Here is a 25,548-nt window from a genome sequence, read left to right on the forward strand (position 1 = left end):
GCGCCACATGTTCGTGACACTATGCACCCCGGGGCCATCCGGGGACCCGGGGTGCACGGACTGTCGGCTGTTGCCCACGGAGGCTCAGTCCGTGAGGACGCCCAGCTCCTCCGCTCCCGCGGCCTTCGCCCCGTCCAGGGCCGTCACCAGCCGGCCGTAGCCCGCGCGGTCCTCCACCTTGAAGAACACGTGCCGCTGGCCCCGGGGCCGCTTGTCCAAGACTTCCTTCAGGCGGGCCACGTAGTCCGCGTCGTCCACGGGCTCGTCGTTCAGCGTGAGGCGGCCCTCGGGCGTGAGGCCCACCACCCAGGGCTTGTCCGCGGCGGTGGGAGGCGGCTCCGGCGTCTCCGACACCTGCGGGAGCTGCACGGCGAGCTCCCGGTTCAGCAACGGGGTGACGACCATGAAGATGATGAGCAGCACGAGCACCACGTCCACCAGCGGCGTGACGTTGATGTCCGACTGCATGTCCCCCTGGGGGCGCACGTACGTCCTTCTCGAGGTTGCCATCGTGCGTCCTCCCTAGAGGGACTCGGGGGTTTCCACGCCGAAGGACAGCTTCTCCACCCCGGCGACGCGCGCGAGCTTCGCGACCCGACGGATGTCGCCACAGGACAGGGACTGGTCGGCCTTGAGGAGGAAGCGGCGCCCCGGCTTCGCCCGCAGCTCCTCCTGGAGCCGGGCCTGGAAGGCCGCGTCGTCGGGGTAGGCTTCCGCCTCCACGAACACCTTGCGGTCCGGCATCACCGAGAGGACCAGCGGGTCGTCCTGCTTCTCCGGCTCCACCTGGGTCGCCTTGGGCAGCTCCACGTCCTTCCCCCGCTCCATCATGGGGGTGACGACCATGAAGATGATGAGGAGGACCAACACCACATCGACGAGCGGGGTGACGTTGATGTCGCTCTTGATTCGACCCCGGCCACCACCGGCGGACATTCCCATGCGCGGCTGCTCCTTGCTGGAAGGGACAGCGTCAGGGGACCACGGGTGCGGCCGAGCGTTGGCGGGCGCCCGTCCCGCATTCCGTCATCGTTGCGTCATGAGGTCCGTGCCGGAGCGCCGGAGCCTCGCAGCTAGCGTCTCAGCCGGATACGGTCGCTGCCCGCGCTGCCGAACGCCGCCCCGAGCACGCAGAGCACGTGGAGGATGACGCCGGGGACGACGAGCAGGAAGTAGCCCGCGCCCACAAAGCAGAACCAGAGGATGGCCCGGATGAGCTGGCCCTTGTAGAGCTGGCCCAGGCCCGGGAACAGCACGGACAGCACCCCGGCGATGAGGGGATTGAAGCGGCGCTCTCGGATGGCCTCGGTCATCATGCGGTCTCCAGTCGTTCATCTGCATATAAGAAGAGGGGCCGGAGGACGAAAACGGGGGCCGTGCGCGGCTGGACGCTCGGTGTACGAGCGGCGTTGTCTCCCGGCGCCCGGCTGCTATCACGAGGACCCAGGAGGCACTTCCATGCCCATTGCCACCATCGACCCGACCAGCGGCAAGACGCTGCGCACCTTCGCCACGCACACCGCCGAGGAGCTGGAGGCGAAGCTCCAGCTCGCGGAGGACACGTTCCGCACGTACCGCCTCACCTCGTTCGCCGAGCGCGCCACCTGGATGCGGCGCGCGGCGGAGCTGCTGGAGGCGGAAGCCGGCCGCTACGGCCGCATCATGACGGAGGAGATGGGCAAGCCGCTGGAGGCCGCCAAGGCGGAGGCGCGCAAGTGCGCCACGGCGTGCCGCTACTACGTCACCAAGGCCGAAGGGTTCCTGAGGGACCAGCAGATTGAGGTGGGCGGCGACAGGGCCTTCGTGCGCTACCAGCCGCTGGGGCCGGTGCTGGCCATCATGCCGTGGAACTTCCCCTTCTGGCAGGTGGTGCGCTTCGCCGCCCCGGCGCTGATGGCGGGCAACGTGGGGCTGCTCAAGCACGCGCACAACGTGCCGCAGTGCGCGCTGGCGCTGGAGGAGGTCTTCCTCCAGGCCGGCTTCCCGCGCGGGGCGTTCCAGGCGCTGATGATTGAGACGTCCGAGGTGAACCGCGTCATCGAGGACCGGCGGGTGCGCGCGGTGACGCTCACCGGCAGCGAGGGCGCGGGCCGGGCGGTGGGCGCGGCGGCGGGCAAGGCCATCAAGAAGGTGGTGCTGGAGCTGGGCGGCAGCGACCCGTTCATCGTCATGCCCAGCGCGGACCTGGACAAGGCGGTGGAGACGGCGGTGACGGCGCGGCTCATCAACAACGGCCAGTCGTGCATCGCCGCCAAGCGCTTCATCGTCGCGGAGTCCATCTACCCCGAGTTCGAGCGCCGCTTCGTGGAGCGCATGAAGCGCATCACCGTGGGCGACCCGATGGACCCGAAGACGGACCTGGGCCCGCTGGCCACCGAGGGCATCCTCAAGGGGCTCCAGGCGCAGGTGGAGGAGAGCGTGAAGGCCGGGACGCGGCTGCTGCTGGGGGGCAAGCCCCTGGAGCGGCCGGGGAACTTCTACCCCGCCACCGTGCTGGCGGACCCGCCGCCGCAGGCCCCCGCGTTCCATGACGAGCTGTTCGGCCCGGTGGCCACGCTGCTGCGCGCGCGCGACGTGGAGCATGCGCTCGAGCTGGCGAATGCGACGCCCTTCGGGCTGGGCGCCAGCGTGTGGACGCGCGACGAGGCGGAGCAGCGCCGGTTCATCGATGGCATCGACTCGGGCATGGTGTTCGTCAACGAAATGGTGGCGTCGGACCCGCGGCTGCCGTTCGGTGGCGTGAAGCACTCGGGCCACGGCCGCGAGCTGGCGGGCGTGGGCATCCACGAGTTCGTGAACATGAAGACGGTGCGGATTGCGACCACGGCGGCGTCGCAGCAGCCGCAGCCTCCGCGCGGGGCGGCCAGCGAGTAGCGCGGCGGCCCTTCCGCGCACAGGTGCGAGGGCCCGGGCTCGTCGTCACAGACGCGCCTCGGGTCCGGCCCGCGCTACCGCGTCCGCACGCGCCCGTCCGGCGGCGCGCCGTGGACCTCCTCCAGCGCCTGCGTCACCGCCTCCACCTCCGCGCCCAGCTGCTCCACGCTGAGCCGCAGGCCCGCGCCCGCCACGTCCTCGTCGGCCGTGTCCGCCGTGCGCGCCCGCAGCACCTGCGCGTAGAGGCCCTCCAGCGTGTAGTAGAGGCGCGTGTGCTCGGCATCCAGCCGGTCCGCCGCCGTGGCCAGCTCCGCGCGCTGCCGCCGCTGCGCATCCAGCGCGGCCAGTGCCCCGGTCAGGCGCTCGCGCACCACCGCGTCCCGCTCCGAGGCCACCCGCGTGGCCAGCGACTCGCGCTCGAAGTCCAGCCGCCGCGCCTCCTCCGGCGCAGACAGCGCCCGCAGCTCGCGCTCCCGCTTCACCAGCGCATGGCAGCCCTTGCGCAGCGCCTCCACCGTGCGCTCCGGCGCGTGCACCACCTCGCGCAGCACCTTCGGCCCCTCGCGCAGCTCCGCCATCAGCTTGCCGCACAGCGCGTCCACCCGGGCCACGCGCGGGTCCACGGCGTCACCTGATTGTGACGTGGCCTCGCGCCCGGCAGCCGCTGCATCGCCGCGTCCGGCAGCCGCTGCAGCACCGCGTCCGGCAGCCGCCAACCGCCGCAGCTCCGCCGCTCCCGCCCCCTCTGACTGCCGCGCCCCCGGCCCCCCGAGCGAAGCCTCCGCGTCCCCCGTCCCGAGTCCCACCTTACCCGAGGCCCATCCCGTGCTGGCCCCCTCTGCCTCTCCCGGCCCACGCACCGGCTCGGGCAGCACGCCCCTCCGGGGCCGCTCCAGGTGCCTGGCGGCCAGCAGGAAGAAGACCAGCGCCACGAACACGAGCCACCACAGTCGCCGGGGCTGCGCGAGCGCCATCAGCACACATGACACGGCCGCCGCCGCGTACACCCCGCCCCGGGCCGGGTTGTGCTCCCGGGCGGCCCGCGCCTCCTTCTCGGCACGGCGGGCCGCGCGCTTCGCCTCCTTGCGCCACTTCTTCTCCCACTGGCGACGCACCTTCCGGGGCGGCAGGTGGCCGGTGTGGCGCACCCACGCCTCCACGGCGGCGGCCTCCCGCGCCCGGCCCTCGGACAGCGCCTCCTCCAGCCGGCGCAGGCGGGCCTCGTCCTGGCCCGGAGACGTAGGGAGAGGTGGCTGGGAGTGTCCGCGCGGCACCCGGAGACGATAACGACTTCCTCCGGTGTTGAGGGAGGCGGAGCGCTCGGTCCTCCAACTGCCCGACGGCCGGGCACATCCAGCCGTTGGACGGGCCTCAAGAAGTGGAAATGCTCAATCGTTTGCTTTCGCTGCGGAAAAGCCCCAAGAAAAGGCTGCGGACGGGGGGGCGTAAAAGGGGATGGGTGGAGCTGTGGTAAGCATGGAGGACAACGCGGAGTCGCGCGGGCTGGGCCCGGAGGCCATCCGTGCGCTGCGGGGTGAGCAGAGCCGGGCCTCCTTCGCCCGCCTGCTGGGCGTCACACCCCTCACCGTCTACCGCTGGGAGCTGCCGGACGACGCCCCCCAGGCACGCCGCCCTCGCGGCCGGGTGGCCCAGGCCCTCCGTCAGCTCGCCCAGGGTGGCCCCGCCGCCCGCGCCTCCGCCACCTCCCAGCGCCAGGAGCTGCGCCCCGAGGAGTCCGCGCGGCTGACGCCGTGCCTCGCCCGGCTGGAGCGCGCGGAGTGGCGGGCGGCCGAGGAGGAGCTGCTCGCCCTGGGCGCCTCGGGCGTGCTGCGGACGCCGGGCGCACGCGCGCTGGCGGCGGTGGGCCTGGCCTACCTCCAGCGCTGGGGACGCGAGGACTGCCGGGGCGCCTTCGCCACCCTGCTGCCCCACATGGAGGAAGCCGCCGCGGGCGTGCTGCCGGAGGCCGTGGAGCTCCAGGTCCACGCGCTGGCGGCCAACCTGTACGCCGCGCCGGACGGCAAGCTGTTCGACGTGGAGAAGGCCGACGCGCACATCGCCCGCGCGGAGGCGCTGCTCGTCACCCATGACAGCCCGGAGGTGCGCTGCCACCTGCGCATCGCGGAGCTGGCCAGCGCCTTCTACCTGGGCGAGGCGGAGCGCATCACCCGGTGCGCCGGGCGCATGGCGGCGTCGATGGTCGGCGTGAAGGACCCGGTGCTGCGCCTGCTGGCCGAGGACGCCTGCGCGCACGAGTCCGCCATCCGCGGCGAGTCCGCCCAGGCCACGCGCCGCTTCCGCGAGGTGGCCCAGGGCGCGGCACGGCTGGGCTACCCCTTCCTGGAGGCGCGCAACCTGTCCTTCCTCGCGCAGCGCCGCCTGGAGGAGTCGTGCGAGCCGGCGGAGGCGCTCCAGCTGGTGCGCCGCGCGCGCGAGGCCGCGTACGGCGGGCGCATGGCGCGCGGGTTCTCCTTCATCTTCACCGCGCGCGCGGAGGCCGAGGCCCTGCTGCGCCTGGCGCGCTACGCGGAAGCCGAGGCCGTGCTGGACGAGGCGGACGCCGTCATCGAGGAGCTGAGCTGGACGCCGCTGCACCTCGTCGTGCCGCGCGCGGTGCTGGCGCTCGTCACCGGCCGCCACGCGGAGCTGCGCAAGTTCGCCTCGCGGCTGGCCGCATACTCCGGCCCCATCCAGCGGGCCCTCACCGGCGCCTATGCCCTCTTCGCGGAGGCCATGGCGGACTTCGCCGAGGGCCACCGCCAGCGCGCCGCCGAGCGCTTCGCCGCCACCGGGGCGCGCGTGGTGGAGCTGGGCGGCTGGCCCTACCTGCGCCGCGAGTGCCTGGTGTACGAGGCGGGCGCGCGCGCCTTCGCGGGCCAGCTGCAGGAGGGGCGCGTGGTGCTGCGGCGCGCGCGCGTCTTCCTGGAGCGGATGCCCTCCGCCGGGCACTCGGCGGTGCTGCACCGGTTCGAGGGCATCCTGCTGGCGCTGGAGGGCCGCACGCGCGAGGCCCGGGAGCAGACGGAGGCCTCGCTGGCCACCTCCCGCCTCGCGGGGGACGTGTCCATGGTCGCCTTCACCCGCCACCTGCTGTCGCAGCTGGCGAGGCTGGAGGGAGACCCCGCGTCCGAGGAGCTGCTGGCCGCCAGCGAGGCGGAGCTGCGCCGGCTGGGCATGGCCATTCCCGGGGACTTCACCCAGTCCGTCCCGCGCCTGCCCCCGGCCGCCAGCGCGGTACCGGGCGCGAGTCCGGGCCCGGGGCGGCTGGGCGCGGAAGCATTGGTGGTGCCCTTCGAGCGGCTGTCGGTGCGCGGCATGGGCGCGCCCCTCATCCAGCGCGAGCTGCTCGGCGTGCTGGAGGGCCTGTTCCCCAGCGGCGCGCCGCGCCTGGAGGAGCTGGACTCCCAGGGCCGGGCCACGCTGCTGGCCGGCCCCGCCACGCCCGTGGCCACGGACGCGGTGGAGTTCGGAGACGGGTGTGGCCGCAGGCTGCGCCTGGGCGTGGCGGGCCCGCTGCCGGCGGACGGCCGCGCGCTGCTCACCGCGCTGTCCCGCCTGGGCGGCTTCGCGCTGGAGGTGGCGGCGCTGCGGGGCTTCGCGCAGGTGGAGGCCACCGCCCTGCTGGACGACGCGGAGGCCGAGCGGGACACGGAGCTGCCGGGCTTCATCGCCGCGTCGCCCTCCATGAAGCGGCTGCGCTCGGAGCTGGCGAGCCTGTCCTCCAGCCGGGCCACAGTCATCGTCACGGGCGAGTCGGGCGCCGGCAAGGAGGTGGTGGCGCGAGCGCTCCACACGCTGTCCACCCGCGCGCAGCGGCCGTACGTGGCCTTCAACTGCGCCGCGGTGCCCCGGGAGCTCTTCGAGGGGCAGCTCTTCGGCTACCGGCGCGGCGCCTACACCGGCGCCACCACGGACCACCCGGGCGTCATCCGCGCCGCGCACGGCGGCACCCTCTTCCTGGACGAGATTGGCGAGCTCCCCCTGGAGGTGCAGCCCAAGCTGCTGCGCTTCCTGGAGAACGGCGAAGTGTTTCCCCTGGGAGAGATTCGGCCGGTGGAGGTGGACGTGCGGGTGGTGGCGGCCACGCACCGGGATCTGGCCCAGCTGGTGCGCGAGGGCCGCTTCCGCGAGGACCTCTACTACCGACTCCAGGTGGTGCCGGTGCGGGTGCCTCCGCTGCGAGAGCGGCGGGAGGACGTGCTGGCGCTGGCCCGGCACTTCGTGCGGCAGCTCACCCCCGAGGGACAGCAGCCGCCGCAGCTGGGCCCGGACGCGCTGGCGGCGCTGGTGGCCCACCCGTGGCCCGGCAACGTGCGCGAGCTGCGAAACGTGCTCGAGCGCTCGATGGCGTATGGGCCGCTGCCGACGGTGCTCGGGGCGGAGCAGATGCGCATCGCGGGCTGAAGTCAGAGGAGTAAAACCCCAACCCGCGATGCGCCCCGCCCTGTTTCCCCACACCCCTGTGGGAACCTGAATCCAGAGAGGACAGAGGTCGCGCTCCGGGCCGAGGAGGGGGGAAACCTCGACCCGGTGCGCGTACTGCTCGGTCCAAAGCCTCTGAAAGAACACACCCCGGGTCGGAGAGGGGGGAACTCCGGCCCAGGGTGCCGGGGCCACCGAAGCGGCCACCATGCTGAAGTCGCGTGCACCGGGTGTCCCGAGGGAGCACCGTTGTGCACTGACCATTCGTAAAGCACCCCGCGTGCCAGCGCTGGAGGGGCTTCGGAGGGCAAACGGAAATCATCCCCAGGGGTAGGTGCAGGGAGCAGGCATATCCAACCGGAAGGGTGGGATATCCGAGCGGCCGATTCCGGATATGCCGGAGGGCTCCAACAGGTGTGGGGCCGAGCAGGCGCGCTGATGGCCGGGGTGAGACTGGATGAGGGGCCCCCGGGCAGCGGGAGGGGCGGAAGTGGGTTAATGGGGACGCGATGAACCACGCCGCCTCGTCCCGCCGGTTCCAGGTCTTCAGCCTCGCGACGCTCGCCTACACGTTGGGGGTGATTCTGTGGGGTGCCTTCGTGCGGGCCACGGGCTCCGGGGCGGGGTGTGGGGACCACTGGCCGGTGTGCAACGGGCAGGTGGTGCCGCGCGAGCCCACCGTGGCGACGCTCATCGAATACACGCACCGGCTGACGAGCGGCCTGGCGATGGTGCTGGCGGTGGTGCTGTGTGTGTGGGCCGTGCTGACACACGTGAAGGGCCACCCGGCGCGGCGCGCGGCGGGGTGGGCGCTGTTCTTCATGGTGACCGAGGCGCTGGTGGGCGCGGGCATCGTCCTCTTGAAGTACGTGGCGGACAACGCGTCGGTGGGCCGGGCGCTGTGGATGGGCGTGCACCTGGTGAACACGTTCCTGCTGGTGGGGGCGCAGTGGCTGGTGGTGTGGTTCTCACGCGGGCACGCGCCGCTGCGGCTGCGCGGGCAGGGCGGGGTGGGCGCGCTGCTGGGCACGAGCGTGGCGGGGCTGATGCTGCTGGGCGTGAGCGGCGCGGTGGCGGCGCTGGGTGACACGCTCTTCCCAGCGGAGAGCCTGGCGCACGGACTCCAGCAGGACCTGTCGGAGACGGCGCACGTGCTCATCCGGCTGCGGGTGTGGCACCCGGTGCTGGCGGTCTTCACGGGGGCGCTGCTGGTGGTGGTGTCGCGGTGGGTGGCGCGGCTGCGGCCCTCGGCGGGGGTGCGCCGCTCGGCCACGGCCATCATCATTATATATGCGGCGCAGCTGTGCGCCGGGCTGGTCAACCTGGTGCTGCTGGCGCCGGTGTGGATGCAGCTGGTGCACCTGCTGCTGGCGGACTTCGTGTGGATGGCGGTGGTGTCGCTGTGCGCGGCGGGGCTGGCGGCGGATGCGCCCCGGGCCGAGGCGGTGCCGGAGCGTGCGCCGGCTTCCAGCGTGGAGCCGGTGTAGCAAGCGCCGGACTTCGGCATTGCGCCGGGCCGGCGCTCAGCGCGACTCCGACTCCGCGCGCAGGCGCAGGCCCCTTGGCACCACGGCGCGCTCCACCAGCTCGAACAGGCCGCTGGCGAGCAGCGCCAGGGCGGCGGCGGGCACGGCGCCCTCCAGGATGAGCCCCACGTCATCCAGCCGGATGCCGGTGAGGATGGGCTGGCCGTAGCCGCCTGCTCCCACGAGCGCGCCGAGCGTGGCGGTGCCCACGTTGATGACGGCGGCCGTCTGGATGCCGGCGAGGATGGACGGCGCGGCCATGGGCAGCTCGATGCGCCACAGCCGCGCGAGGGACGGCAGGCCGAGCGCCTCGGCGGACTCGCGGACTTCGAGCGGGATTCCGGCGAGCCCGGCCGCCGTGTTCCGGAGGATGGGCAGCAGGCTGTAGAGGAACAGCGCGGCGATGGCCGGTCGCGAGCCGATGCCCAGCAGCGGAATCATCACCACCAGCAGCGCCAGCGAGGGCACCGTCTGGATGACGCCGGCCAGCCCCAGCACGCCCTGCCCCAGCCGGGGCCTGCGCGCGGCGAGCACGCCCAGCGGCACCGCGAGCGACATGGCCGCCGCCAGCGACACGACGACGAGGAACAGGTGCTCACGCGTGCGTCGGCCGATGCGCGCGGCCAGCGTCTCTCCGCGCACCTCGGCCGTGACGCCCAGCGCGCTCGCGAGGAAGTCGGCGGCCACGCGGGCCTCGGGGACCCGCTCCAGCCGCGCGCGGGCGTTGAGCTTCACCATCTCCGCCTCGGTGATGCGCCCCTCCAGCCGGCGAATGGCCGCCAGCGCCTCCGGTGCGCGAGCTTCCAGGTCCGCGCGGTACAGGAGCACGGCGTCGTACGCGGGGAAGTGGCGCAGGTCGTCCTCCAGCACGCGCAGCCCGTACGCGGCAATCTCCGCGTCGGTGGAGTACAGGTCCGTCACCTGGAGCGCGCCGCTCTCCAGTCCCCGGTAGGCCAGGTCGTGGTCCAGGCCGCGCACCTCGCGCTGGGGCAGGCGATAGCGGCCTCTCAGGGCGGGCCAGCCGTCGGCGCGGTCCATGAACTCGTTGCTGAAGCCGAAGCGCAGCTCCGGGTGCTGCTGGAGGTCGGAGATGCGGCGGATGCCCAGGCGCTCGGCCTCGGCCTCCTTCATGCCCAGCGCGTAGGTGTTGTTGAAGCCCAGTGGAGCGCTCATGCGCAGTCCCTCGGCTTCCAGCGCGCCGCGCAGGGCGGCGTCATCCGGCAGGTTGCGGCCGGACAGCAGCTCCTGTCGCAGCGTGCCGGTGTACTCGGGGTACACGTCCAGCTCGCCCCGGCGCAGCGCCTCCCAGAGCACGGTGGTGCCGCCCAGCTCGCGCCGGTGCTCCGCGCGTGCCCCCGTGCTCCGTGCGAGCTGCGTCACCGCGTCTCCGAGGATGACGGACTCGGTGAACTTCTTGGAGCCCACGCGCACGGTGGGCGTGCCGTCGCCGGAGGAGGAAGCTCCTCCGCCACACGCGGCCACCACCAGCGCGAGCAGCAGGCTGATACCTACGAGCTGTCCCGATGGCCTCCTCACGCCGCCGCGCCTCCGCCGGGCATGGGCCGCTGGGCCTGGATGAACCGGGTGACGAACGGGTCGGCGGGACGCGCCTCCAGGTCCGCGAGGCCACCGTGCTGCACCACGCGCCCGTCGCGCAGCAGGAGGATGCCGTCCCCCAGGAACCCCGCCTCCGCCAGGTCATGCGTCACCAGCACCACCGTCTTGCGCAGCCGGGCGAAGATGGCTCGCAGGTCCGTCTGCAGCTCGTGGCGCACCAGCGGGTCCAACGCGCCCAGCGGCTCGTCCAGCAGCAGCACGTCCGGGTCCAGCATGAGCGCGCGCATCAACGCCACGCGCTGCCGCTGCCCACCCGACAGCTGCGCCGGATAGCGAGCCAGCCCATCCACCGGAAAGCGCGTCAGCTCCACCAGCGCGTCCAGCCGCTCCCGCGTGCGTGCGGCGGGCCAGCGCAGGTGACGCGCCATCAGCGTGACGTTCTCCTCCCCCGTGAGGTGCGGGAAGAGCCCGCCCCCCTGGAGCGCATAGCCCACGCGGTGGCGCACGGAGAGCAGCGCGTCGCCCCCCGCGGGCAGCGGCTGTCCATCGAAGAGGACGCGGCCGGTGTCCGGGTGCAGCAGGCCGTTGAGCAGCCGCACCAGGGTGGACTTGCCGCAGCCGCTCGGACCGAGCAACACCGTCGTGCGCCCCGTGGGCACCGTCAGGCTCAGCGGGTGCAGCGCCTGCGTGGAGCCGAAGCGCTTGGAGACATCCTGCAGCTCGTACACGGAGGCGTCCTTCAGGGCAGGGAGAACGCGCCGTTGCACACGGCGGGGAACGGCGTCTCGGACGACAGGAAGCTGCACGAGGCGAAGAGGGCCCGGTCCTCCCATTCCACCGCGGCGGACCACACCTCCAGCGGCCCCCGCGCCGTCGGCGCCGTGAAGCGCGTGCAGCGAACGCGCTGGCTCTCCAGCAGGCACGGCACCTCCTCCACGGGGCCCGAGCCCGGCAGCGCCTCCGCCAGCTCCTCCACGCTCTGAAGCTGCCAGCGCCGGGTCACGTCCCCCCGAGCCGGCTGGTACACGCTCCACACGAAGGACGCCTCACCGCAGCGGATGCGCCCCGCGCGCGAGGTGGACGCGGACAGCTGGCAGTCCTGGGGCACGGCCAGCGCACGCCATGGCAGCCGCGGAGGAACGAGCAGGGCCTCCTCCTTCAGCACCTCGCCCTCGGGATTGCCCTGGGATGCGAGGTACTCGAACAGCTCCAGACACCGCGCCAGCGCGGGCCGCGAGTCTCCTCGCGCCACGCACCCGAGCTGCCGCACCCGGCCCAGCTCCACGGTGACGACGGTGACGTAGCCCCCGGCGCGGCAGGCACCTCCACCCTCCCCGCACGCCGAGAAGCGCGCGGAAGGCCAGGCCCGTCCCGCGAGCGGCAGCTCACCCTGCACCACCACCAGCCCCTCCCACAGCCGGCGCTGGATGCGCGCCTTCGCCTCCTCGAGCGCCCCGTCCGCCGTCAGGTCCGTCGGCTCGGCCACCCACAGCGACAGGCCGTCACAGCGATAGGTGCGCGAGGTGGCGCTGTCGGGCACGGGCGTGCAGCCCTCGAACAGGGCGCGAGCCTCCGGGACGAAGGGGCCCACGGGCGTGGCGCCCTCCGGCGCGACGGGAAGCACCCGGGGCGTGGGCGCCGCACACGCGCCCAGCATCCCCAGCAGGTACACAGCCGACACCCACACACCGGTCCTCATGGAGCCGGGATAGGCGCCACCCCGAGTCACGTCAACCGCTACGAGGGCACGGAGCCCAGCGCCTTACACAGCCACGGCCTCGGTGAGGCTGAGCGCGGCCGGCGTGTGACGACGCGAGCAAGGCGGAGCCCGGCCTGCGCGATTCGCTTCGCGAGCTCCGCCTATTCCGCGTGCTCGCGTGCCGGCAGCGACACCCTCATCGAGCACGCCGCGCGTCAGTCGAGCGCCTCCTCCACGCGCTTGCCTTGCTCCACCTGGCGGTCGATGACGTTGCCCGTGCGGTTGAGCAGGAGGCTGAACGCGGCATCGGCCCGGTAGGTATCCAGCCCGTCCCGCACCAGCTTCTGGCCCTCCTCCTGGTCGTCCACGACGCGCGAGATGAAGGCCTTGTCGAAGTCCTCGCCCGTCTTCTCCCGCACCTCGCTCACGTCCTCCTGGGCGTCACCGATGGCGTCGTCCAGGCGCTCGTCCACGTCCTCCATGCGCTCCTCGTAGCCCTCCTGGATGCCGGCGCTGCCGGAGCCGCCCACGCCCTCATCCTCCGCGGCGGACAGGTCAATCGCGGCGACCTGCAGCGACTGGCCCTCCGCCCAGGTCCGCAGGTCGCCCAGGTGCTTCCGGTGGTCCGCCACCAGCTGCTTCGCGAGCCGCCGCACCTGCGGGTCCTGGGAGCGCTGGAGCGCCAGCTCCCCCAGGGCAATCTGCTTGGCATCGAGGAGGACGAGCTTGCTCACGTACAGCTGGCGGTCCGCGGCCGCCTCGCCAATGCGGCGCTCCTGTTTCTTCGAGTCATCCGCGTGAGCGCTGCTCCCCACCAGCAGGCCCACCACCAGCGCGGCGGCGATGCCCGCGGCCCGACCCGGCATTCCAGTCATGTCCACCTCCAGACGAAGCAATGCCGGAAGGTGGGCGTGACTCCGGGCGCGCCGCAAACACGCCCCACCTGCCCGAGCCTCCCCACGGGGAGGGCCATGGCGGCGAGCGTCAGCCGCGCCGCGTCAGGTGAGCCGCCGGAATTAGCGTTCCTTCCAGGCCCGAGGGCCCAGGCAGGCAGGCGGAAGGAACGTTCCTTCCAGGGCCAGGCCGAGGTCGGGCAGGCAGGCAGAATGAGCGTTCCTTCCAGGGCCAGGCCGAGGTCGGGCGGGCAGGCGGAATGAGCGTTCCTTCCAGGGCCAGGGCCAGGCCGAGGTCGGGCAGGCAGGCGGAAGGAACGTTCCTTCCAGGAGGGCTGAGGGCGGGCAGGCAGGCGGAAGGAACGTTCCTTCCAGGGACCGGAGCGCCCCGGGGCCGGGCGCGGTTCTCACTCCGACTCCGCGCCGCCCGCACGTTCCCCTTGAATCGGCCCCGGGCTCCCGCTATCAATGCTCCATCCGGATGAACGGATTGAGTTCTCGCCCTCCCATGAACGCCGCCCCCGCCATACTGAGCTGGATGACGTCGCTCGCCGATGCGACGCGGGTGCGCGTGCTGCGGCTGGTGGAGCGGCACGAGCTGACGGTGGTGGAGCTGTGCGCGGTGCTCCAGCTTCCGCAGTCCACGGTGAGCCGGCACCTGAAGGTGCTCGCGGACGACGGGTGGGTGGTGTGGCGCCCGGAGGGCACCAGCCGCCTGTACCACCTCGCGGTCAACGAGCTGCCCCCGGCGGCCCGGCGCCTGTGGACGCTGACGCGCGAGCAGATGGCCCAGGCCCTCGCCACCGAGCAGGACGACCAGCGGCTGGCCTCCGTGCTCGCCGAGCGACAGAGCCGCAGCCAGGCCTTCTTCTCCAGCGCGGCGGGCAAGTGGGACAAGCTCCGCCGGGAGCTGTTCGGCGAGCGCTTCGACGTGCTTGGCCTGCTGGCCCTGTTCGAGCCGACGTGGCGCGTGGGCGACCTGGGCTGCGGCACCGGCCAGACGTCGGAGATGCTGGCGCCCTACGTCCGGCGCGTCACCGCCGTCGAGTCCTCCCCCGCCATGTTCAAGGCCGCGAAGGCCCGGCTGGCGGGCATCCCCAACGTCGAGCTGCACCGCGGAGACCTGGCGGCGCTCCCGCTGGATGACGGGACGCTGGACGTGGCGCTGCTGCACCTGGTGCTGCACCACGTGCCGGAGCCGGCCGCGGTGCTGAAGGAAGCCGCGCGAGCGCTCGCACCGGGCGGGCGCCTGCTCATCATCGACATGCGGCGGCACGAGCGCCGCGAGTACCAGCAACAGATGGGACACGTCTGGCTGGGCTTCGAGCCGGAGCAGCTCACCGGCTGGCTGCACGAGGCCGGCTTCGACGACGTCCGCATCCACACCCTCCCCGCGGACCCGGCTGCCAAGGGTCCCGCGCTGCTGTCCGCCGTGGCGGTCCGCAGGAAGTGAAGCAGCACCCCTCGAGCAACAACGCTTTCGATTGGAGCCGAAGATGAGCACTGCGCTGAAGACGAAGACGGACACCCAGGCCCGCCCGGCCTTCAAGGTGAAGGACCTGAGCCTCGCCGAGTGGGGCCGCAAGGAAATCATGCTGGCCGAGGACGAGATGCCCGGCCTGATGGCGCTGCGCGCCCGCTATGGCAAGAGCCAGCCCCTCAAGGGCCTGAAGGTCATGGGCTCGCTGCACATGACGGTGCAGACGGCGGTCCTCATCGAGACGCTGTCCGCCATGGGCGCGGACGTGCGCTGGTGCTCGTGCAACATCTTCTCCACGCAGGACCACGCCGCCGCCGCGGTGGTGGTGGGCCGTCCCGAGACGGGCGGCACGGTGGAGAACCCGAAGGGCACGCCCGTCTTCGCGTGGAAGGGCGAGAACCTCGAGGAGTACTGGTGGTGCACGGAGCAGGCGCTCATCTGGCCCGACGGCTCCGGCCCGGACCAGATTGTGGACGACGGCGGTGACGCCACGCTGCTGCTCCACAAGGGCCTGGAGTTCGAGAAGGCCGGCAAGGTCCCCGACTTCAACGCCGCCTCCGAGCCCGAGGAGTGGGGCTTCATCCTCGCGCTGCTCAAGGACCTGCAGAAGCGCGACGCGAAGCTGTGGCAGCGCGTGGCGCCCAAGGTCCGCGGCGTGAGCGAGGAGACCACCACGGGCGTGCACCGGCTCTACGAGATGCAGAAGGCCGGCACGCTGCTGTTCCCCGCCATCAACGTCAACGACAGCGTCACCAAGAGCAAGTTCGACAACCTCTACGGCTGCCGTCACTCGCTGGTGGACGGCCTCAACCGCGCCACGGACGTGATGCTGTCCGGCAAGGTGGCCTTCGTCTTCGGCTACGGCGACGTGGGCAAGGGCTGCGCGCAGGCGTTCAAGGGCCAGGGCTGCCGCGTCATCATCGCGGAGATCGACCCCATCTGCGCCCTGCAGGCCGCGATGGAGGGCTACCAGGTCGACACGATTGAGAACTGGGTGGGCAAGGCGGACATCTTCATCACCGCGACGGGCAACCGCGACATCGTCACCGCGGAGCACATGTCGAAGATGAAGGACAAGGCCATCGTCGCGAACATCGGCCACTTCGACAACGAAATCGACATGGCCGGCCTGAAGAAGGTGCCGGGCGTCAAGCACACCAACATCAAGGCGCAGTACGACATGTGGACGTTCCCCAGCGGCAACAGCGTGCTCATCCTCGCCGAGGGCCGCCTGTTCAACCTGGGCTGCGCCACCGGCCACCCCAGCTTCGTGATGTCCACCAGCTTCACCAACCAGTGCCTCGCGCAGCTGGAGCTGGCGCAGAACCAGCAGGCCTACGAGAAGAAGGTCTACACGCTGCCCAAGAAGCTGGACGAGGAAGTGGCCCGCCTGCACCTGGAGAAGCTGGGTGTGAAGCTGACCAAGCTCTCCCCGGACCAGGCCTCGTACATCGGCGTGCCCGTCGAGGGCCCGTACAAGCCGGACCACTACCGCTACTAGTCACGCCGTAGCAGCGCCGTCACGAAGGCCCAGGCACCGACGTCCGGTGTCCTGGGCCTTCCTGCGTTTGCGCAATACCCAGACAACCTCGCATTCACCGCACAAGCTCGTACCCCGGCCCGACATCCGTCAGGGTTTGCCAGCGGGAGTCTTTCGACCCGCCCCGTGCAAGCTCTACCCACCCCGAGGGCGCACGGAGAGCGCAATTCCATCCATCCCCGGGGGCTGTCTTGACACAGCTCGAATATGTAAAGGATAAAGTTCCGCTATCCGAGGAGTGGGATTGAACTGCCAGAACCATCAAGCCACCGCGGCGGCCGCGACTTGCGCCGGCTGCGCCGAGGCGTTTTGTGAAAACTGCCTCGTGCCCATGGGCGCCAGCCGCTACTGCGGCGGTTGCAAGACGATGGCGGTCCCCGCCTCCGCGCTGACGATTACGCGCGAGTCGGAGGATGCGGCCAAGGCCTTGAAGCTGGCCTTCCTCGGCATCTTCTGCTTCGGCTTCATCGTGGCCCCCATGGCCATCAGCGCCGCGCTCACCGCGCGCAAGGAGATTGCCGCGAACCCCACGGTGGGGGGGCTGGGCAAGGCCAACGCCGCGCTCATCATCGCCCCGGCGGTCCTCATCGTCTCGGTGGTCGGTGCCATCTTGCGCGTCAAGGGAATGGGGCGATGACCATGAGCTCTCCCGCCGAGCAGCTCAGTCCCGCCCCCCACGCCGCCACCTGCCGCAACCACCCCTCGGTGGGAAGCCGGGAGGCCTGCACCCGCTGCGGCGAGCCTCACTGCGGCGTCTGCCTCTTCACGCTGGCCTTGGGAGCCGTCTGCCCGTCCTGCATCATGCGGCCCGCCACCGGAGGCTCCAATGGGGCCCTGCTGTACGCGCTGGGCGCGCTGGGGTGCGCGCTGGTGGGGGTGCTCGTGCTGGGTGCCTCCATGCTGGCTCCGGTGATGACCGGAGAGGAGCTGAAGGAGCCGGCCGCCACCGTCCTGGGCATGGCGGCGATGCTCGCGGCCTTCGGCGGCGTGGCGCTGGCCTTCATCGCCCGCGACCTGAGCCGGGGCACCAACGCGATGCTGCCGATGGTGGGCATCGTCTCCAACACGCTGCTGACGGGAATCCTCGTGCTGCTCGCCGTCGCCGGCGCCTTCATGTAGCGCGCGGGTCCTCTGCGGAGTCGAACCGATGGGAATGATGACGGTCGAGGTCTGGGACGCGACGGGAGCCAAGCGCCAGCAGGTGGAGCTCCCGGACGACGCCCCGGTGAATCGCGTGCTGGTGGTGCTGGTGGAGAAGATGCGCCTGCCGCGCCAGAGCCCGGACGGGCAGCCCATGAGCTACAAGTTCCACCACAAGAGCAGCGGCATGCAGCTGCTCGACACCCAGACGCTGGCGGACGCGAAGGTGCAACCGGGTGACGTGCTCCGGCTCCAGCCGGAAATCACGGCCGGGGCGCGTGTCTCGTGAAGGTGGAGGCGAGCGAGGGGCGCTTCAGCCGCTTCGAGCTGATTGAGTGGTGGGACCAGCAGCGGCTCTCCCGCGCGCGCGTGCTGGTGGCCGGCGCGGGGGCGCTGGGCAACGAGGTGCTCAAGAACCTCGCGCTGCTGGGGGTGGGCCGGGTCGTCGTCGTGGACATGGACGTCGTGGAGACCTCCAACCTCTCGCGCTCGCCGCTGTTCCGCTCCGCGGATGCCGGCCGGGCCAAGGTGGACGCGGTGGCGGACGGCGCGCGCGCCATCTACCCCGACCTGCGGGTGCGCCCGCTGCGCGCCAATGTCGTGCATGACCTCGGGCTCGGGCTCTTCCACTGGGCGGACGTGGTGGTCGGCGCGCTGGACAACCGCGAGGCGCGCCTGGCGCTCAACCGCGCCTGCTACCGCGTGGGCCGCGCGTGGATTGACGGTGCCATTGAAGTGCTCTCCGGCGTGGCCCGCCTGTTCGCTCCGCCCGAGGGGCCCTGCTACGAGTGCACGATGAGCGAGCAGGACTGGCGCCTGCTCGAGCGGCGGCGCTCGTGCAGCCTGCTCAACCGGCAGCTCGAGGAGATTGGCAAGGTGCCGACCACGCCCACCACGGCCTCGGTCGTCGCCGCCATCCAGTGCCAGGAGGCGGTGAAGCTGCTCCATGGCCAGCCCACGCTCGCCGGGGCGGGCTTCGTCTTCGACGGGCTGACGCACCAGTCCTATGTCACCCGCTACCAGCGCAACCCGGAGTGCCTGAGCCATGCTCCGCTCGAGCAGCTGGAGCAGGTGGAGCGCTCCGTGTCGGACGTGAGGGCCGGCGAAGCGCTCGCCTGGGCCCGCGCGGCGCTCGGCCCCGGCGCGGTGCTGGAGTTCGGCCGCGAGCTGCTCTGCGGGCTCGACTGCCCCGGGTGTGGTCGCGAGGAGCGCGTCTTCCGGCCGCTCTCCCAGGTGACGGAGGCGGACGGCGTGTGCACGGCGTGCGGGACGCGCCGCGCGCCGCGGCTCTTCCACGGCCTGCGCGGCGACGAGGACTTCCTGGACCTCACCCTGGCGGAGCTCGGGCTGCCACCCTGGGACGTGGTCGTCGGCCGCCAGGGGGAGCGCGAGGTGGGCTTCGAGCTGTGCGGGGACCGGGCGAAGGTGCTCGGGGAGCTGGACACGGGGGGCGTATGAGCGGAGCAGCCAAGGCTGAAAAGACGCAGCGCCCCGTGCGCGGCTTCCCCGGGGGTGACGTCGCGCCCGTGGCGGGGGAGCTGCGCATCTCGGTGGAGAAGCAGCCGTACGCGCAAATCATCGGCCACGCCATCCTGGAGCCGGACGTGGAGGTCTGCGGCGTGCTGGTGGGGCGCCTGCTCGAAGACGCGCACGGCCCCTACCTGAGCATCACCGACGTCATCCGGGGAGAGGCCGCCAAGCAGCAGGGCGCCCAGGTCACCTTCACGCACGACACGTGGAACCACATCCACCGGGAGATGGATGCGAAGCACCCCGACGAGCAGATTGTCGGCTGGTACCACACGCATGGTGGCTTCGGCATCTTCCTGTCGGAGATGGACACGTTCATCCACCGCAACTTCTTCTCCCAGCCGCACCAGGTCGCGTACGTGTACGACCCGCTCGCCGGCTCCGAGGGCTTCTTCCACGGGATGTCCGGCGAGCTGCGGCAGGTGCACCGCTACTGGCTGGGCGGGCGCGAGCGCAAGCCGCTGGGGGCCGCCCCCGCACCGGCGGCCGCCGCGGCCGAGGGCGGCGACCTGGCCGGCGCGGTGAGCGCGCTGACCCGGGCCGCCGCCGCGCTGCAGGCCTCCGCCCACAAGCCCTCCCGTGACGTCTTTCCCCTTCCCCTGTGGGCAGTCGCGGCGGCGGCCCTGCTCGTGCTCGGCTACACGTACCTGAATGGCGGCCTGATGGGCCGCGCTCCGGAGGGTGCACGGCGCTCGCAGCACATGCTCGTGCTGGACCAGGACCCGGCGACCGGCGCCGCGCTGGGGCTCGAGGTCGTCCGGCTGGAGCCCGAGCGCGGCGACGTCCTTCGAGACCGCAACGGAGAGCTGTACGTGGGCGTCCCGCTCCGGGAGGCCGACGGCCGGCCGGCCTCGCTGCTCACGGTGCTGCAGGGTCCGAATGGGGCGAGCCCACCGCAGGCGACGTCCCCCACGCCGGCCCCGCGCCCGGCCGCTCCAGGCCCGCCGCCCGCGACGCGCCCCGGCGCGAATGCGTCCCTGTCCCGCACCCGGGTGCTGCTCGTGGCAGGGGGCGTGGTGCTGGCGCTCGTGCTCGCCGTGCTGGCCACGCTCTTCGTCCGGCGCCGGCGCGCCGGGCATGCCAAGGTCCGAGGAACGCCATGACAGGTGCGGCCGAGAAGATTGTCATCGCGCCCGAGGAGCTCGCGTCCCCCGAGGTGGACGCGGCGCTCTCCCGGCAGCTGTCGTTTGGAATGGCCCCAGCCTCCGAGCGCGTGGAGGAGCGGCGCACCGGCTTCTTCTATCGCTCGTACGTCGCGCTGTCGCTGGCGGGCCTGGTGGGCGCGCTGACGGGGTGGGCCGTGCTCGAGCCCTTCTTCACGGATGGGGTGGAGTTCGAGGGGCGGGTGGAGCAGGTGAATCCGGGCTACCACACCTCGGAGGGCAACCCGCTGACGTCGGTGCACGTCGGCGGGGTGACGGTGTGGGTGGACCCCGCGGCGACGCACCTCGAGCGGGACGGCGAGGCCGTGCCGGCGACGGCGCTGTCGGTGGGCCAGGTCGTGAGCATCAAGGGGCACCCGATTGGCGAAGAGAAGGCGGCGCGCTCGGTGTCCGCCTACGAGGTGACGCTGCGCCCGGAGGGCAGCGAGGCCCCGGCGTCCGTGGACCTGGTGGCCGCGGAGCGCGGCGCGGGCCTGCTGTCGCTCACCGTGTTCGCCATCATCGCCGCGTTCGTCGGCCTGTTCATCGGCGCCGCGGACGGGCTGCTGTCGCGCGCGTTCCACCGCGCGGCCACCTGCGGCGCGGTGGGGATGGGCATGGGGCTGGTGGTGGGGCTGATGGCCACGCTCTTCGCCGAGCTGGCCTACGGCCTGGGGCGCATGCTGGTGCTGTCGATGGGCGAGCAGGGCGCGGCGGGCATGACGACGGCGCAGCTGCTGGTGCAGATGTCGGTGCGCGGGGTGGCCTGGGCCCTGGCCGGGGCCGCGATGGGGCTGGGCCAGGGCGTGGCCCTGCGCTCCTCCAAGCTGCTCGTCAACGGGCTCGTCGGTGGCATGGTCGGGGCCCTGCTCGGGGGGCTGCTCTTCGACCCCATCAGCCTGCTGTTCGAAGGCTTCGACTCGGGTGAGGCCTGGCTGAGCCGGGGCGTGGGCTTCGGCGTCATCGGCCTGGTGACGGGCCTGGTGATTGGCCTGGTGGAGCTGGCCGCGCGCGAGGCCTGGGTGAAGATGCTCACCGGGCCGCTGGCGGGGAAGGAGTTCGTGCTCTTCAAGAGCCCGACCACGGTGGGCAGCTCGCCCAAGAGCGACGTGTACCTCTTCAAGGACTCGGAGGTGGAGCCCACCCACGCCCTCATCCACGCGATGGGCGAGGGCTACGAGTTGGAGGACAAGAAGGGGGCCGCGGGCACCTACGTCAATGGCCGGCGGGTGTCTCGCGCGCGGCTCGCGTCGGGCGACCAGGTCCGCGTGGGCAAGACTGTCTTCGTCCTCCACCTGAAGGAGGGCTGAGCGGTGTCCGAGCTCCAGCCCCAGTCCGCCTCCGGCTTCGCGGGCGCGCCGTGCGGCATCTGCCAGACGGGCATCGAGGTCGAGGAGTCGGTGGGCACCTGCCCCGCCTGCCAGTCGCCCTTCCATGCCGAGTGCTGGGCGGAGAATGGGGGCTGCGCGCAGTACGGCTGCGTCCACATGCCCTCCGCCACACCGGCCGAGACAGGGGTGAGCGCGCGGACCTACTGGGGGCGGGAGGAGAAGGCGTGCACCGGCTGCGGGGAGCAGATCAAGGTCGCCGCCCTGCGCTGTCGCTTCTGCGGCGAGGTCTTCGCCACGGAGCAGCCGATGACGGCCGTCGAGGCGGACAGCCAGTCCCAGTCCGCGGAGCGGCGCGCGGCCGCGGGCACCGCCGCGCTCTGGCTCTTCATCGCGGGGCTCGTGCCCTGCACCGCGCCGCTCACGCTGGTGGTGGGCGGAATCTGGTACTCGAGCAACCGCGCCGTGGTGCGCCAGCTGCCGTCGCAGCGCCGGGTGCTGGCGTTGCTCGGACTCGGAGCCTCGGCGGTGACCACGAGTTTGCTGCTGCTGGCAGCGCTCTTCCTCGGGAGCTGACCCATGACGGCTCCCGAGCCCGAGCGCATCCGCATCGAGCCAGAGGAGGTGGCGCGCGCGGTGGTGCCACTTCCGCCGCGCCCCCTCGCGGCGCGCCAGGCGGCGCTCCGTGAAGCAGGGCCGCCCCGCGTCGACCGGCTCGCCGTCGGAGCGTTGGTGCTGGCGCTCATCGGTGTCCCGCTGGTCGGCTGCCTCCTGGGGCCCATCGCCATCGTCTGCGGAGCGCTGGCGCTCTCGCGGCTGTACGGCCGCGAGGACGTGCGCGGTACCGGCATCGCGCTGGCGGGGCTCCTCGTCGGAGCGTTCGAGTTCGTGGGCTGGATGGGGGTCCTCCTGTGGGCGGTCGCCACCCCCGCGGCCATCCGCCCGCTCACGGCCCCGCCCTCGATGCCCACCTCGAACGCGCAGGGGCTCACGGACGCGCCCGCCCACATCCGTCAGGCGCTGCTCGCCAACGTGCGCCTGACGTGCACCGGCGGAGACACCCATCTGGGCTCCGGGGTCAACGTGGCGAGCGGTGACGGCCGCACGCTGCTGCTGACCAACCGCCACGTGGCCGACTGCGCCCAGGGCGCGGCCCTGCGAGTCGCCTTCCACGACGGTGAGGTGGTGGCGGGGCGGGTCGTCTGGCTCGGGCCGGAGGGCGTGGACCTGGCCGTGGTGGAGACGCGCTCGGAGCGCGAGCGCCCGGGTGAGGTCATGCGGCTGGACGCCCGGCGCGCCGCACGCGTGGGGGACGGGGTGTTCGCCGTGGGCAACCCGCTCGGCTACGACACCACCTACACCGTCGGGGTGCTCTCGGCGGTGCGCCGCCTGCCCATGGGCTCCCTCGAGGGCCGCGTCTACCAGGTGCAGGCGGCCATCAACCCCGGCAACAGCGGCGGCGGCCTCTACTCCGAGGACGGGGGCCTCATCGGCATCAACACCTGGGCGGTGGAGCGCACCCGCTCCGAAGGGCTGGGGTTCGCCATCAGCGTGGAGACGCTCGCCGAGGTCCTCCGCGGCGCGGATGCCTCGCTGCGCGGGCTCGTGCAAACATCAGTCGACGAAGAGAGGAGCCCTCGATGAACGTGAGACACCGGCGGCTGGTCGCGGACCAGCGAATGGTTCAGAGCTGCTTCGCGGACCACCCCTACATCCGCGTGCTCGAAGCGGCGGGTGACCCTCCCGAGCGCTACCGCCTGGAGTACCGGGTGCAGGGCCTGGTGATGCAGAACGAGCAGGTGGTGCCCAAGGGTGAGCACCTGGTGGAGGTCTTCCTCACGCTGGGGTACCCGCGTCAGGCGCCCCAGTGCCGGATGCTCACCCCCGTCTTCCACCCCAACATCGCCCCGCACGCCATCTGCATCGGAGACCACTGGAGCGCGGGCGAGTCGCTCGCGGCGCTCATCGTGCGCATCGGCGAGCTCATCACCTTCCAGAGCTACAACATCAAGAGCCCGCTCAACGGCGCGGCCGCGCGCTGGGCCGAGGAGCACATGGCCCGCTTGCCCATCCAGCGCGTTGACCTCTCCGCCCGGACGGACGCCCTCCAGGTGCCGCGGGTTGCGTCACCCTGAAGCCATTGCGATGTCGGGGGCAATGGAAGGGCAGCGCGGGCCTCAGCTCCCGCTGTCGTCCCGGGGCGCCGGGCGCTGCCGCCCGTAGGCGCCTTCGAGAATCGCGTCGCTCTTGAGGCCGCTCGCCTTCGCGGCCTCCACGTCCAGACCCTCGCCGTGGCCGCGCCCGCGTCCCTCGAAGACCATGTCGGGCCCGTCGAACGAGGCCGTGCGCGGACAGGACGCCAGCTTCAACCCGGAGCGCAGCAGGTCGCATGGCAGCGAGCCGGCGGACTCGAACGTCGAGTCGCCCTCCGTCTTCGTGACGATGGACAGCGCGCGTCCGCCCTCGAAGCGCAGCGACACCAGCCCGCGTCCCACCAGCCGCTCCACCTCCGCGCGCGGGCGGCGCTCCTTCCAGGGCTCCTCTCCGCCCTGCGAGAACAGCAGCCACTCCTTCCACTTCAGCGGCGCCAGCCCCACCGCCTTCGCCTCTTCCGCCTGCACGCGCACGGTGCCTCGGAAGGCCTGACAGTGCGTGGTGTCACAGACGGGCCGGCCCGGGTGGCGGCTGTGCTGCTCGTTGTGCGCAATCACCCGCGCCAGCGCCACGCGCGGCTCGCCCCTCAGCGTCACGTCCTCCGCGCCCACCACGCCCGCCGTGTACTGCAGGCGCGTGGTGCGGAAGATGAAGTCCGAGCCCCGCCGCGCCTTCAGCGCGCTCGGTGACGTGGGCACGCCCGGCGGCGGCCGGTATGGCGGCGGCGTCGACCACGTAAAGACACCGGCGTAGTCGCGCCCCTCCTCCACGCCCTTGGGGAAGCGCACGCGCCACGGTGCCCCCAGGCACACCGCCGCCCCGCGTGAGGTGAGCCCCTCCAGCCGCGCCCACTCCGCCGGAGCCGCACGAGGCACGCCGTCCTCCACCGCGAAGCCCGCTCCGGAGCACCGCGCCTCCACCTCCTTCGCGGGCACCAGTCCCAGCACCTGCACGCGCGCGGCGTCCAGCCCGGCCTGCCGGCGCACCCGCGCCAGCGTCGCCGGAATCTCCTCCGCGAAGTGACGCGGCATCTTCCCCGGCCGCACCGCCACCACCACCAGGTCCGCGTCCACCGCCGCAATCCACCCGAACTGCGGCCGGCTCGCGGCATCGCGCACGGTGCCCGTCTTCGTGGCCACACCGGCCAGCGCCTTCGACGCCGGCAGCTCCGACAGCGTGCCGCGCGCGGCGTTGTCCGCCAGCAGCGCCACCACATCCGGCCGGGCCTCCGCCAGCAGCCGGTACGCCTGCGCCATCCCCCACGGCGACAGCGCCAGCGTGGAGCGCAGCCCAATCGCATCCGCCATGTCCGCCGGAGTCCCCGTCAGCCCCACCGTCTCCAGCACCGGCCCCCACGCCCCGAAGGCCTTCGGCGCCGAGCCCTTCGCCTCCCAGTCCAGGAAGTACCCGTTGCACGAGCGCAGCAGCGCCGTGCTCCCGTCCACCTTCGCGGGCAGGCCCGGCCCGCACGCCCACTCCTGCACGCCCGCGCGCGGCGCCAGCACCGGGTGCCCCGCGCCCGCCGCGTACAGGAACGGCTTGAGCGTGGAGCCATACGGCACCGCGCGCCGCACGTCCCCTTCCGCCAGCAGCACCTCACCCGAGTGCCGGCTCACCACCACCATGGCCGGCCCGGGCGCGCGCACGGAGACCTCGGCCAGCTCGTCGATGCTCAGCGGCACCACCCACCGCGCCCCGTCCTGGCACTGGCGCAGCCGGCGCGACAGCGCCTTGGGAAAGCCCACCGACTCACTCAGCAGCCGCGCCAGCGCCCGCCGCGCCCGGGGCGTGTCCACCGCCGGTGCCGAGGCCAGCTCCGACGCCGCGCGCGACAGCGACTGGTACGGCGCCTCCTTCCACGCCGCCAGCTCGCCGCTCACCGCCACCGAGAAGGCCTCGTGGAACAGCCGGTCCTCGCTGGACTGCGGACACGCCCACCACAGGAGCTGGTGCGCCAGCTCGTGCCGCAGCGCCACGCGCAGCCGCTCCTCCAGCACGCCCGGCGTGTTCTGCCGCAGCTCCACGCGGCCCGGCCTTCCCTGCGCGTTGCGCTCGGGAGGCAGGGCCACGCCGCGCTGGAGGACAATCGTGACGGGCGCCTTCGCCGGAGCGGCGCCCGCCTCCGCCACGTACCGCGCCTCCAGCGCCGCCCAGGCGGTCTCCGCCTCGCGGCGAAGCTCCGCCTCGGGAGTCACGTCCCCACGGGTGACGAAGGTGGGGGTGGCCGCCAGCAGCGCGGCCACCGTGGCGGCCCACAGCATGG

23 protein-coding genes are annotated in these 25,548 nt (G+C 72.5%); 14 read left to right on the forward strand and 9 right to left on the reverse strand.

Annotated features, from left to right (window positions below):
- Positions 1-84: 84 nt before the first annotated feature.
- From LXT23_RS02725 to LXT23_RS02735, 3 genes are all read right to left on the reverse strand, one after another.
- Entirely contained in the window at positions 85-510 is a 426-nt protein-coding gene (locus tag LXT23_RS02725) for an ExbD/TolR family protein (RefSeq protein ID WP_253978478.1), read from the reverse strand.
- A gap of 12 nt (positions 511-522) precedes the next feature.
- Positions 523-942, reverse strand: a complete 420-nt coding sequence (locus tag LXT23_RS02730) for an ExbD/TolR family protein (RefSeq protein WP_253978479.1) — start codon at positions 940-942, stop codon at positions 523-525.
- 131 nt (positions 943-1,073) lie between these two features.
- Positions 1,074-1,316, reverse strand: coding sequence for a DUF5683 domain-containing protein (locus LXT23_RS02735; RefSeq protein ID WP_253978480.1), 243 nt, complete (start codon positions 1,314-1,316; stop codon positions 1,074-1,076).
- 142 nt (positions 1,317-1,458) lie between these two features.
- Here LXT23_RS02735 and LXT23_RS02740 point away from each other — a divergent pair, with 142 nt between their 5' ends.
- On the forward strand, positions 1,459-2,874 hold the full coding sequence (locus LXT23_RS02740; protein ID WP_253978481.1) for an NAD-dependent succinate-semialdehyde dehydrogenase: 1,416 nt from the start codon (positions 1,459-1,461) through the stop codon (positions 2,872-2,874).
- 74 nt (positions 2,875-2,948) lie between these two features.
- Here LXT23_RS02740 and LXT23_RS02745 read toward each other — a convergent pair whose 3' ends face one another.
- Positions 2,949-4,148, reverse strand: coding sequence for a hypothetical protein (locus tag LXT23_RS02745; protein WP_253978482.1), 1,200 nt, complete (start codon positions 4,146-4,148; stop codon positions 2,949-2,951).
- A gap of 202 nt (positions 4,149-4,350) precedes the next feature.
- Here LXT23_RS02745 and LXT23_RS02750 point away from each other — a divergent pair, with 202 nt between their 5' ends.
- Together LXT23_RS02750 and LXT23_RS02755 are read left to right on the forward strand one after the other, a co-directional pair.
- Complete coding sequence (locus tag LXT23_RS02750) at positions 4,351-7,278, forward strand: sigma-54-dependent transcriptional regulator (protein ID WP_253978483.1); 2,928 nt, start codon at positions 4,351-4,353, stop codon at positions 7,276-7,278.
- Positions 7,279-7,805: 527 nt separating this feature from the next.
- Positions 7,806-8,783: a COX15/CtaA family protein gene (locus tag LXT23_RS02755; RefSeq protein ID WP_253978484.1), complete on the forward strand. Its 978-nt coding sequence runs from the start codon at positions 7,806-7,808 to the stop codon at positions 8,781-8,783.
- Between the two features lie 36 nt (positions 8,784-8,819).
- On the opposite strand, the gene LXT23_RS02760 is transcribed toward LXT23_RS02755, so the two are convergent.
- The 4 genes from LXT23_RS02760 to LXT23_RS02775 all read right to left on the reverse strand — a co-directional run bounded on the left by LXT23_RS02760 (position 8,820) and on the right by LXT23_RS02775 (position 12,953).
- Entirely contained in the window at positions 8,820-10,358 is a 1,539-nt protein-coding gene (locus LXT23_RS02760) for an ABC transporter permease/substrate-binding protein (protein WP_407692862.1), read from the reverse strand.
- Positions 10,355-11,107 carry an ATP-binding cassette domain-containing protein gene (locus LXT23_RS02765; protein WP_253978485.1) on the reverse strand — a complete coding sequence of 251 codons (753 nt, stop codon included), beginning with the start codon at positions 11,105-11,107 and terminating at the stop codon, positions 10,355-10,357. The genes LXT23_RS02760 and LXT23_RS02765 overlap by 4 nt, the downstream gene beginning before the upstream one ends.
- 11 nt (positions 11,108-11,118) lie before the next feature.
- Positions 11,119-12,060, reverse strand: a complete 942-nt coding sequence (locus LXT23_RS02770; RefSeq protein WP_253978486.1) for a hypothetical protein — start codon at positions 12,058-12,060, stop codon at positions 11,119-11,121.
- Between the two features lie 233 nt (positions 12,061-12,293).
- A complete protein-coding gene (locus LXT23_RS02775) occupies positions 12,294-12,953 on the reverse strand; it encodes a DUF4142 domain-containing protein (protein ID WP_253978487.1) in 660 nt (219 codons plus the stop codon).
- Positions 12,954-13,479: 526 nt separating this feature from the next.
- Here LXT23_RS02775 and LXT23_RS02780 point away from each other — a divergent pair.
- From LXT23_RS02780 to LXT23_RS02830, 11 genes are all read left to right on the forward strand, one after another.
- Complete coding sequence (locus LXT23_RS02780; RefSeq protein WP_253978488.1) at positions 13,480-14,424, forward strand: ArsR/SmtB family transcription factor; 945 nt, start codon at positions 13,480-13,482, stop codon at positions 14,422-14,424.
- 43 nt (positions 14,425-14,467) lie between these two features.
- On the forward strand, positions 14,468-15,952 hold the full coding sequence (gene ahcY / locus LXT23_RS02785) for an adenosylhomocysteinase (RefSeq protein WP_253978489.1): 1,485 nt from the start codon (positions 14,468-14,470) through the stop codon (positions 15,950-15,952).
- 364 nt (positions 15,953-16,316) lie between these two features.
- The gene (locus tag LXT23_RS02790) at positions 16,317-16,628 is read left to right on the forward strand and encodes a hypothetical protein (protein ID WP_253978490.1); all 312 of its coding nucleotides are present in this window, start codon (positions 16,317-16,319) and stop codon (positions 16,626-16,628) included.
- A gap of 2 nt (positions 16,629-16,630) precedes the next feature.
- Positions 16,631-17,110, forward strand: a complete 480-nt coding sequence (locus tag LXT23_RS02795) for a hypothetical protein (protein ID WP_253978491.1) — start codon at positions 16,631-16,633, stop codon at positions 17,108-17,110.
- Between the two features lie 28 nt (positions 17,111-17,138).
- Complete coding sequence (locus tag LXT23_RS02800; RefSeq protein WP_253978492.1) at positions 17,139-17,420, forward strand: EsaB/YukD family protein; 282 nt, start codon at positions 17,139-17,141, stop codon at positions 17,418-17,420.
- Positions 17,417-18,589 carry a HesA/MoeB/ThiF family protein gene (locus LXT23_RS02805; RefSeq protein ID WP_253978493.1) on the forward strand — a complete coding sequence of 391 codons (1,173 nt, stop codon included), beginning with the start codon at positions 17,417-17,419 and terminating at the stop codon, positions 18,587-18,589. Before LXT23_RS02800 ends, LXT23_RS02805 begins: the two co-directional genes overlap by 4 nt.
- On the forward strand, positions 18,586-19,764 hold the full coding sequence (locus tag LXT23_RS02810; RefSeq protein WP_253978494.1) for a Mov34/MPN/PAD-1 family protein: 1,179 nt from the start codon (positions 18,586-18,588) through the stop codon (positions 19,762-19,764). The genes LXT23_RS02805 and LXT23_RS02810 overlap by 4 nt, the downstream gene beginning before the upstream one ends.
- Positions 19,761-21,113 (forward strand): FHA domain-containing protein, encoded by a 1,353-nt coding sequence (locus tag LXT23_RS02815; protein WP_253978495.1) that lies wholly within the window; start codon positions 19,761-19,763, stop codon positions 21,111-21,113. The genes LXT23_RS02810 and LXT23_RS02815 overlap by 4 nt, the downstream gene beginning before the upstream one ends.
- 3 nt (positions 21,114-21,116) lie before the next feature.
- Positions 21,117-21,707, forward strand: coding sequence for an RING finger protein (locus tag LXT23_RS02820; protein ID WP_253978496.1), 591 nt, complete (start codon positions 21,117-21,119; stop codon positions 21,705-21,707).
- A gap of 3 nt (positions 21,708-21,710) precedes the next feature.
- A complete protein-coding gene (locus LXT23_RS02825; RefSeq protein ID WP_253978497.1) occupies positions 21,711-22,775 on the forward strand; it encodes a trypsin-like peptidase domain-containing protein in 1,065 nt (354 codons plus the stop codon).
- Entirely contained in the window at positions 22,772-23,266 is a 495-nt protein-coding gene (locus LXT23_RS02830; RefSeq protein WP_253978498.1) for a ubiquitin-conjugating enzyme E2, read from the forward strand. Before LXT23_RS02825 ends, LXT23_RS02830 begins: the two co-directional genes overlap by 4 nt.
- 42 nt (positions 23,267-23,308) lie before the next feature.
- On the opposite strand, the gene LXT23_RS02835 is transcribed toward LXT23_RS02830, so the two are convergent.
- The gene (locus LXT23_RS02835; protein WP_253978499.1) at positions 23,309-25,546 is read right to left on the reverse strand and encodes a SpoIID/LytB domain-containing protein; all 2,238 of its coding nucleotides are present in this window, start codon (positions 25,544-25,546) and stop codon (positions 23,309-23,311) included.
- Positions 25,547-25,548 lie beyond the last annotated feature (2 nt).

Origin of the sequence: Pyxidicoccus xibeiensis (assembly GCF_024198175.1) — a bacterium.
Classification (GTDB): domain Bacteria; phylum Myxococcota; class Myxococcia; order Myxococcales; family Myxococcaceae; genus Myxococcus; species Myxococcus xibeiensis.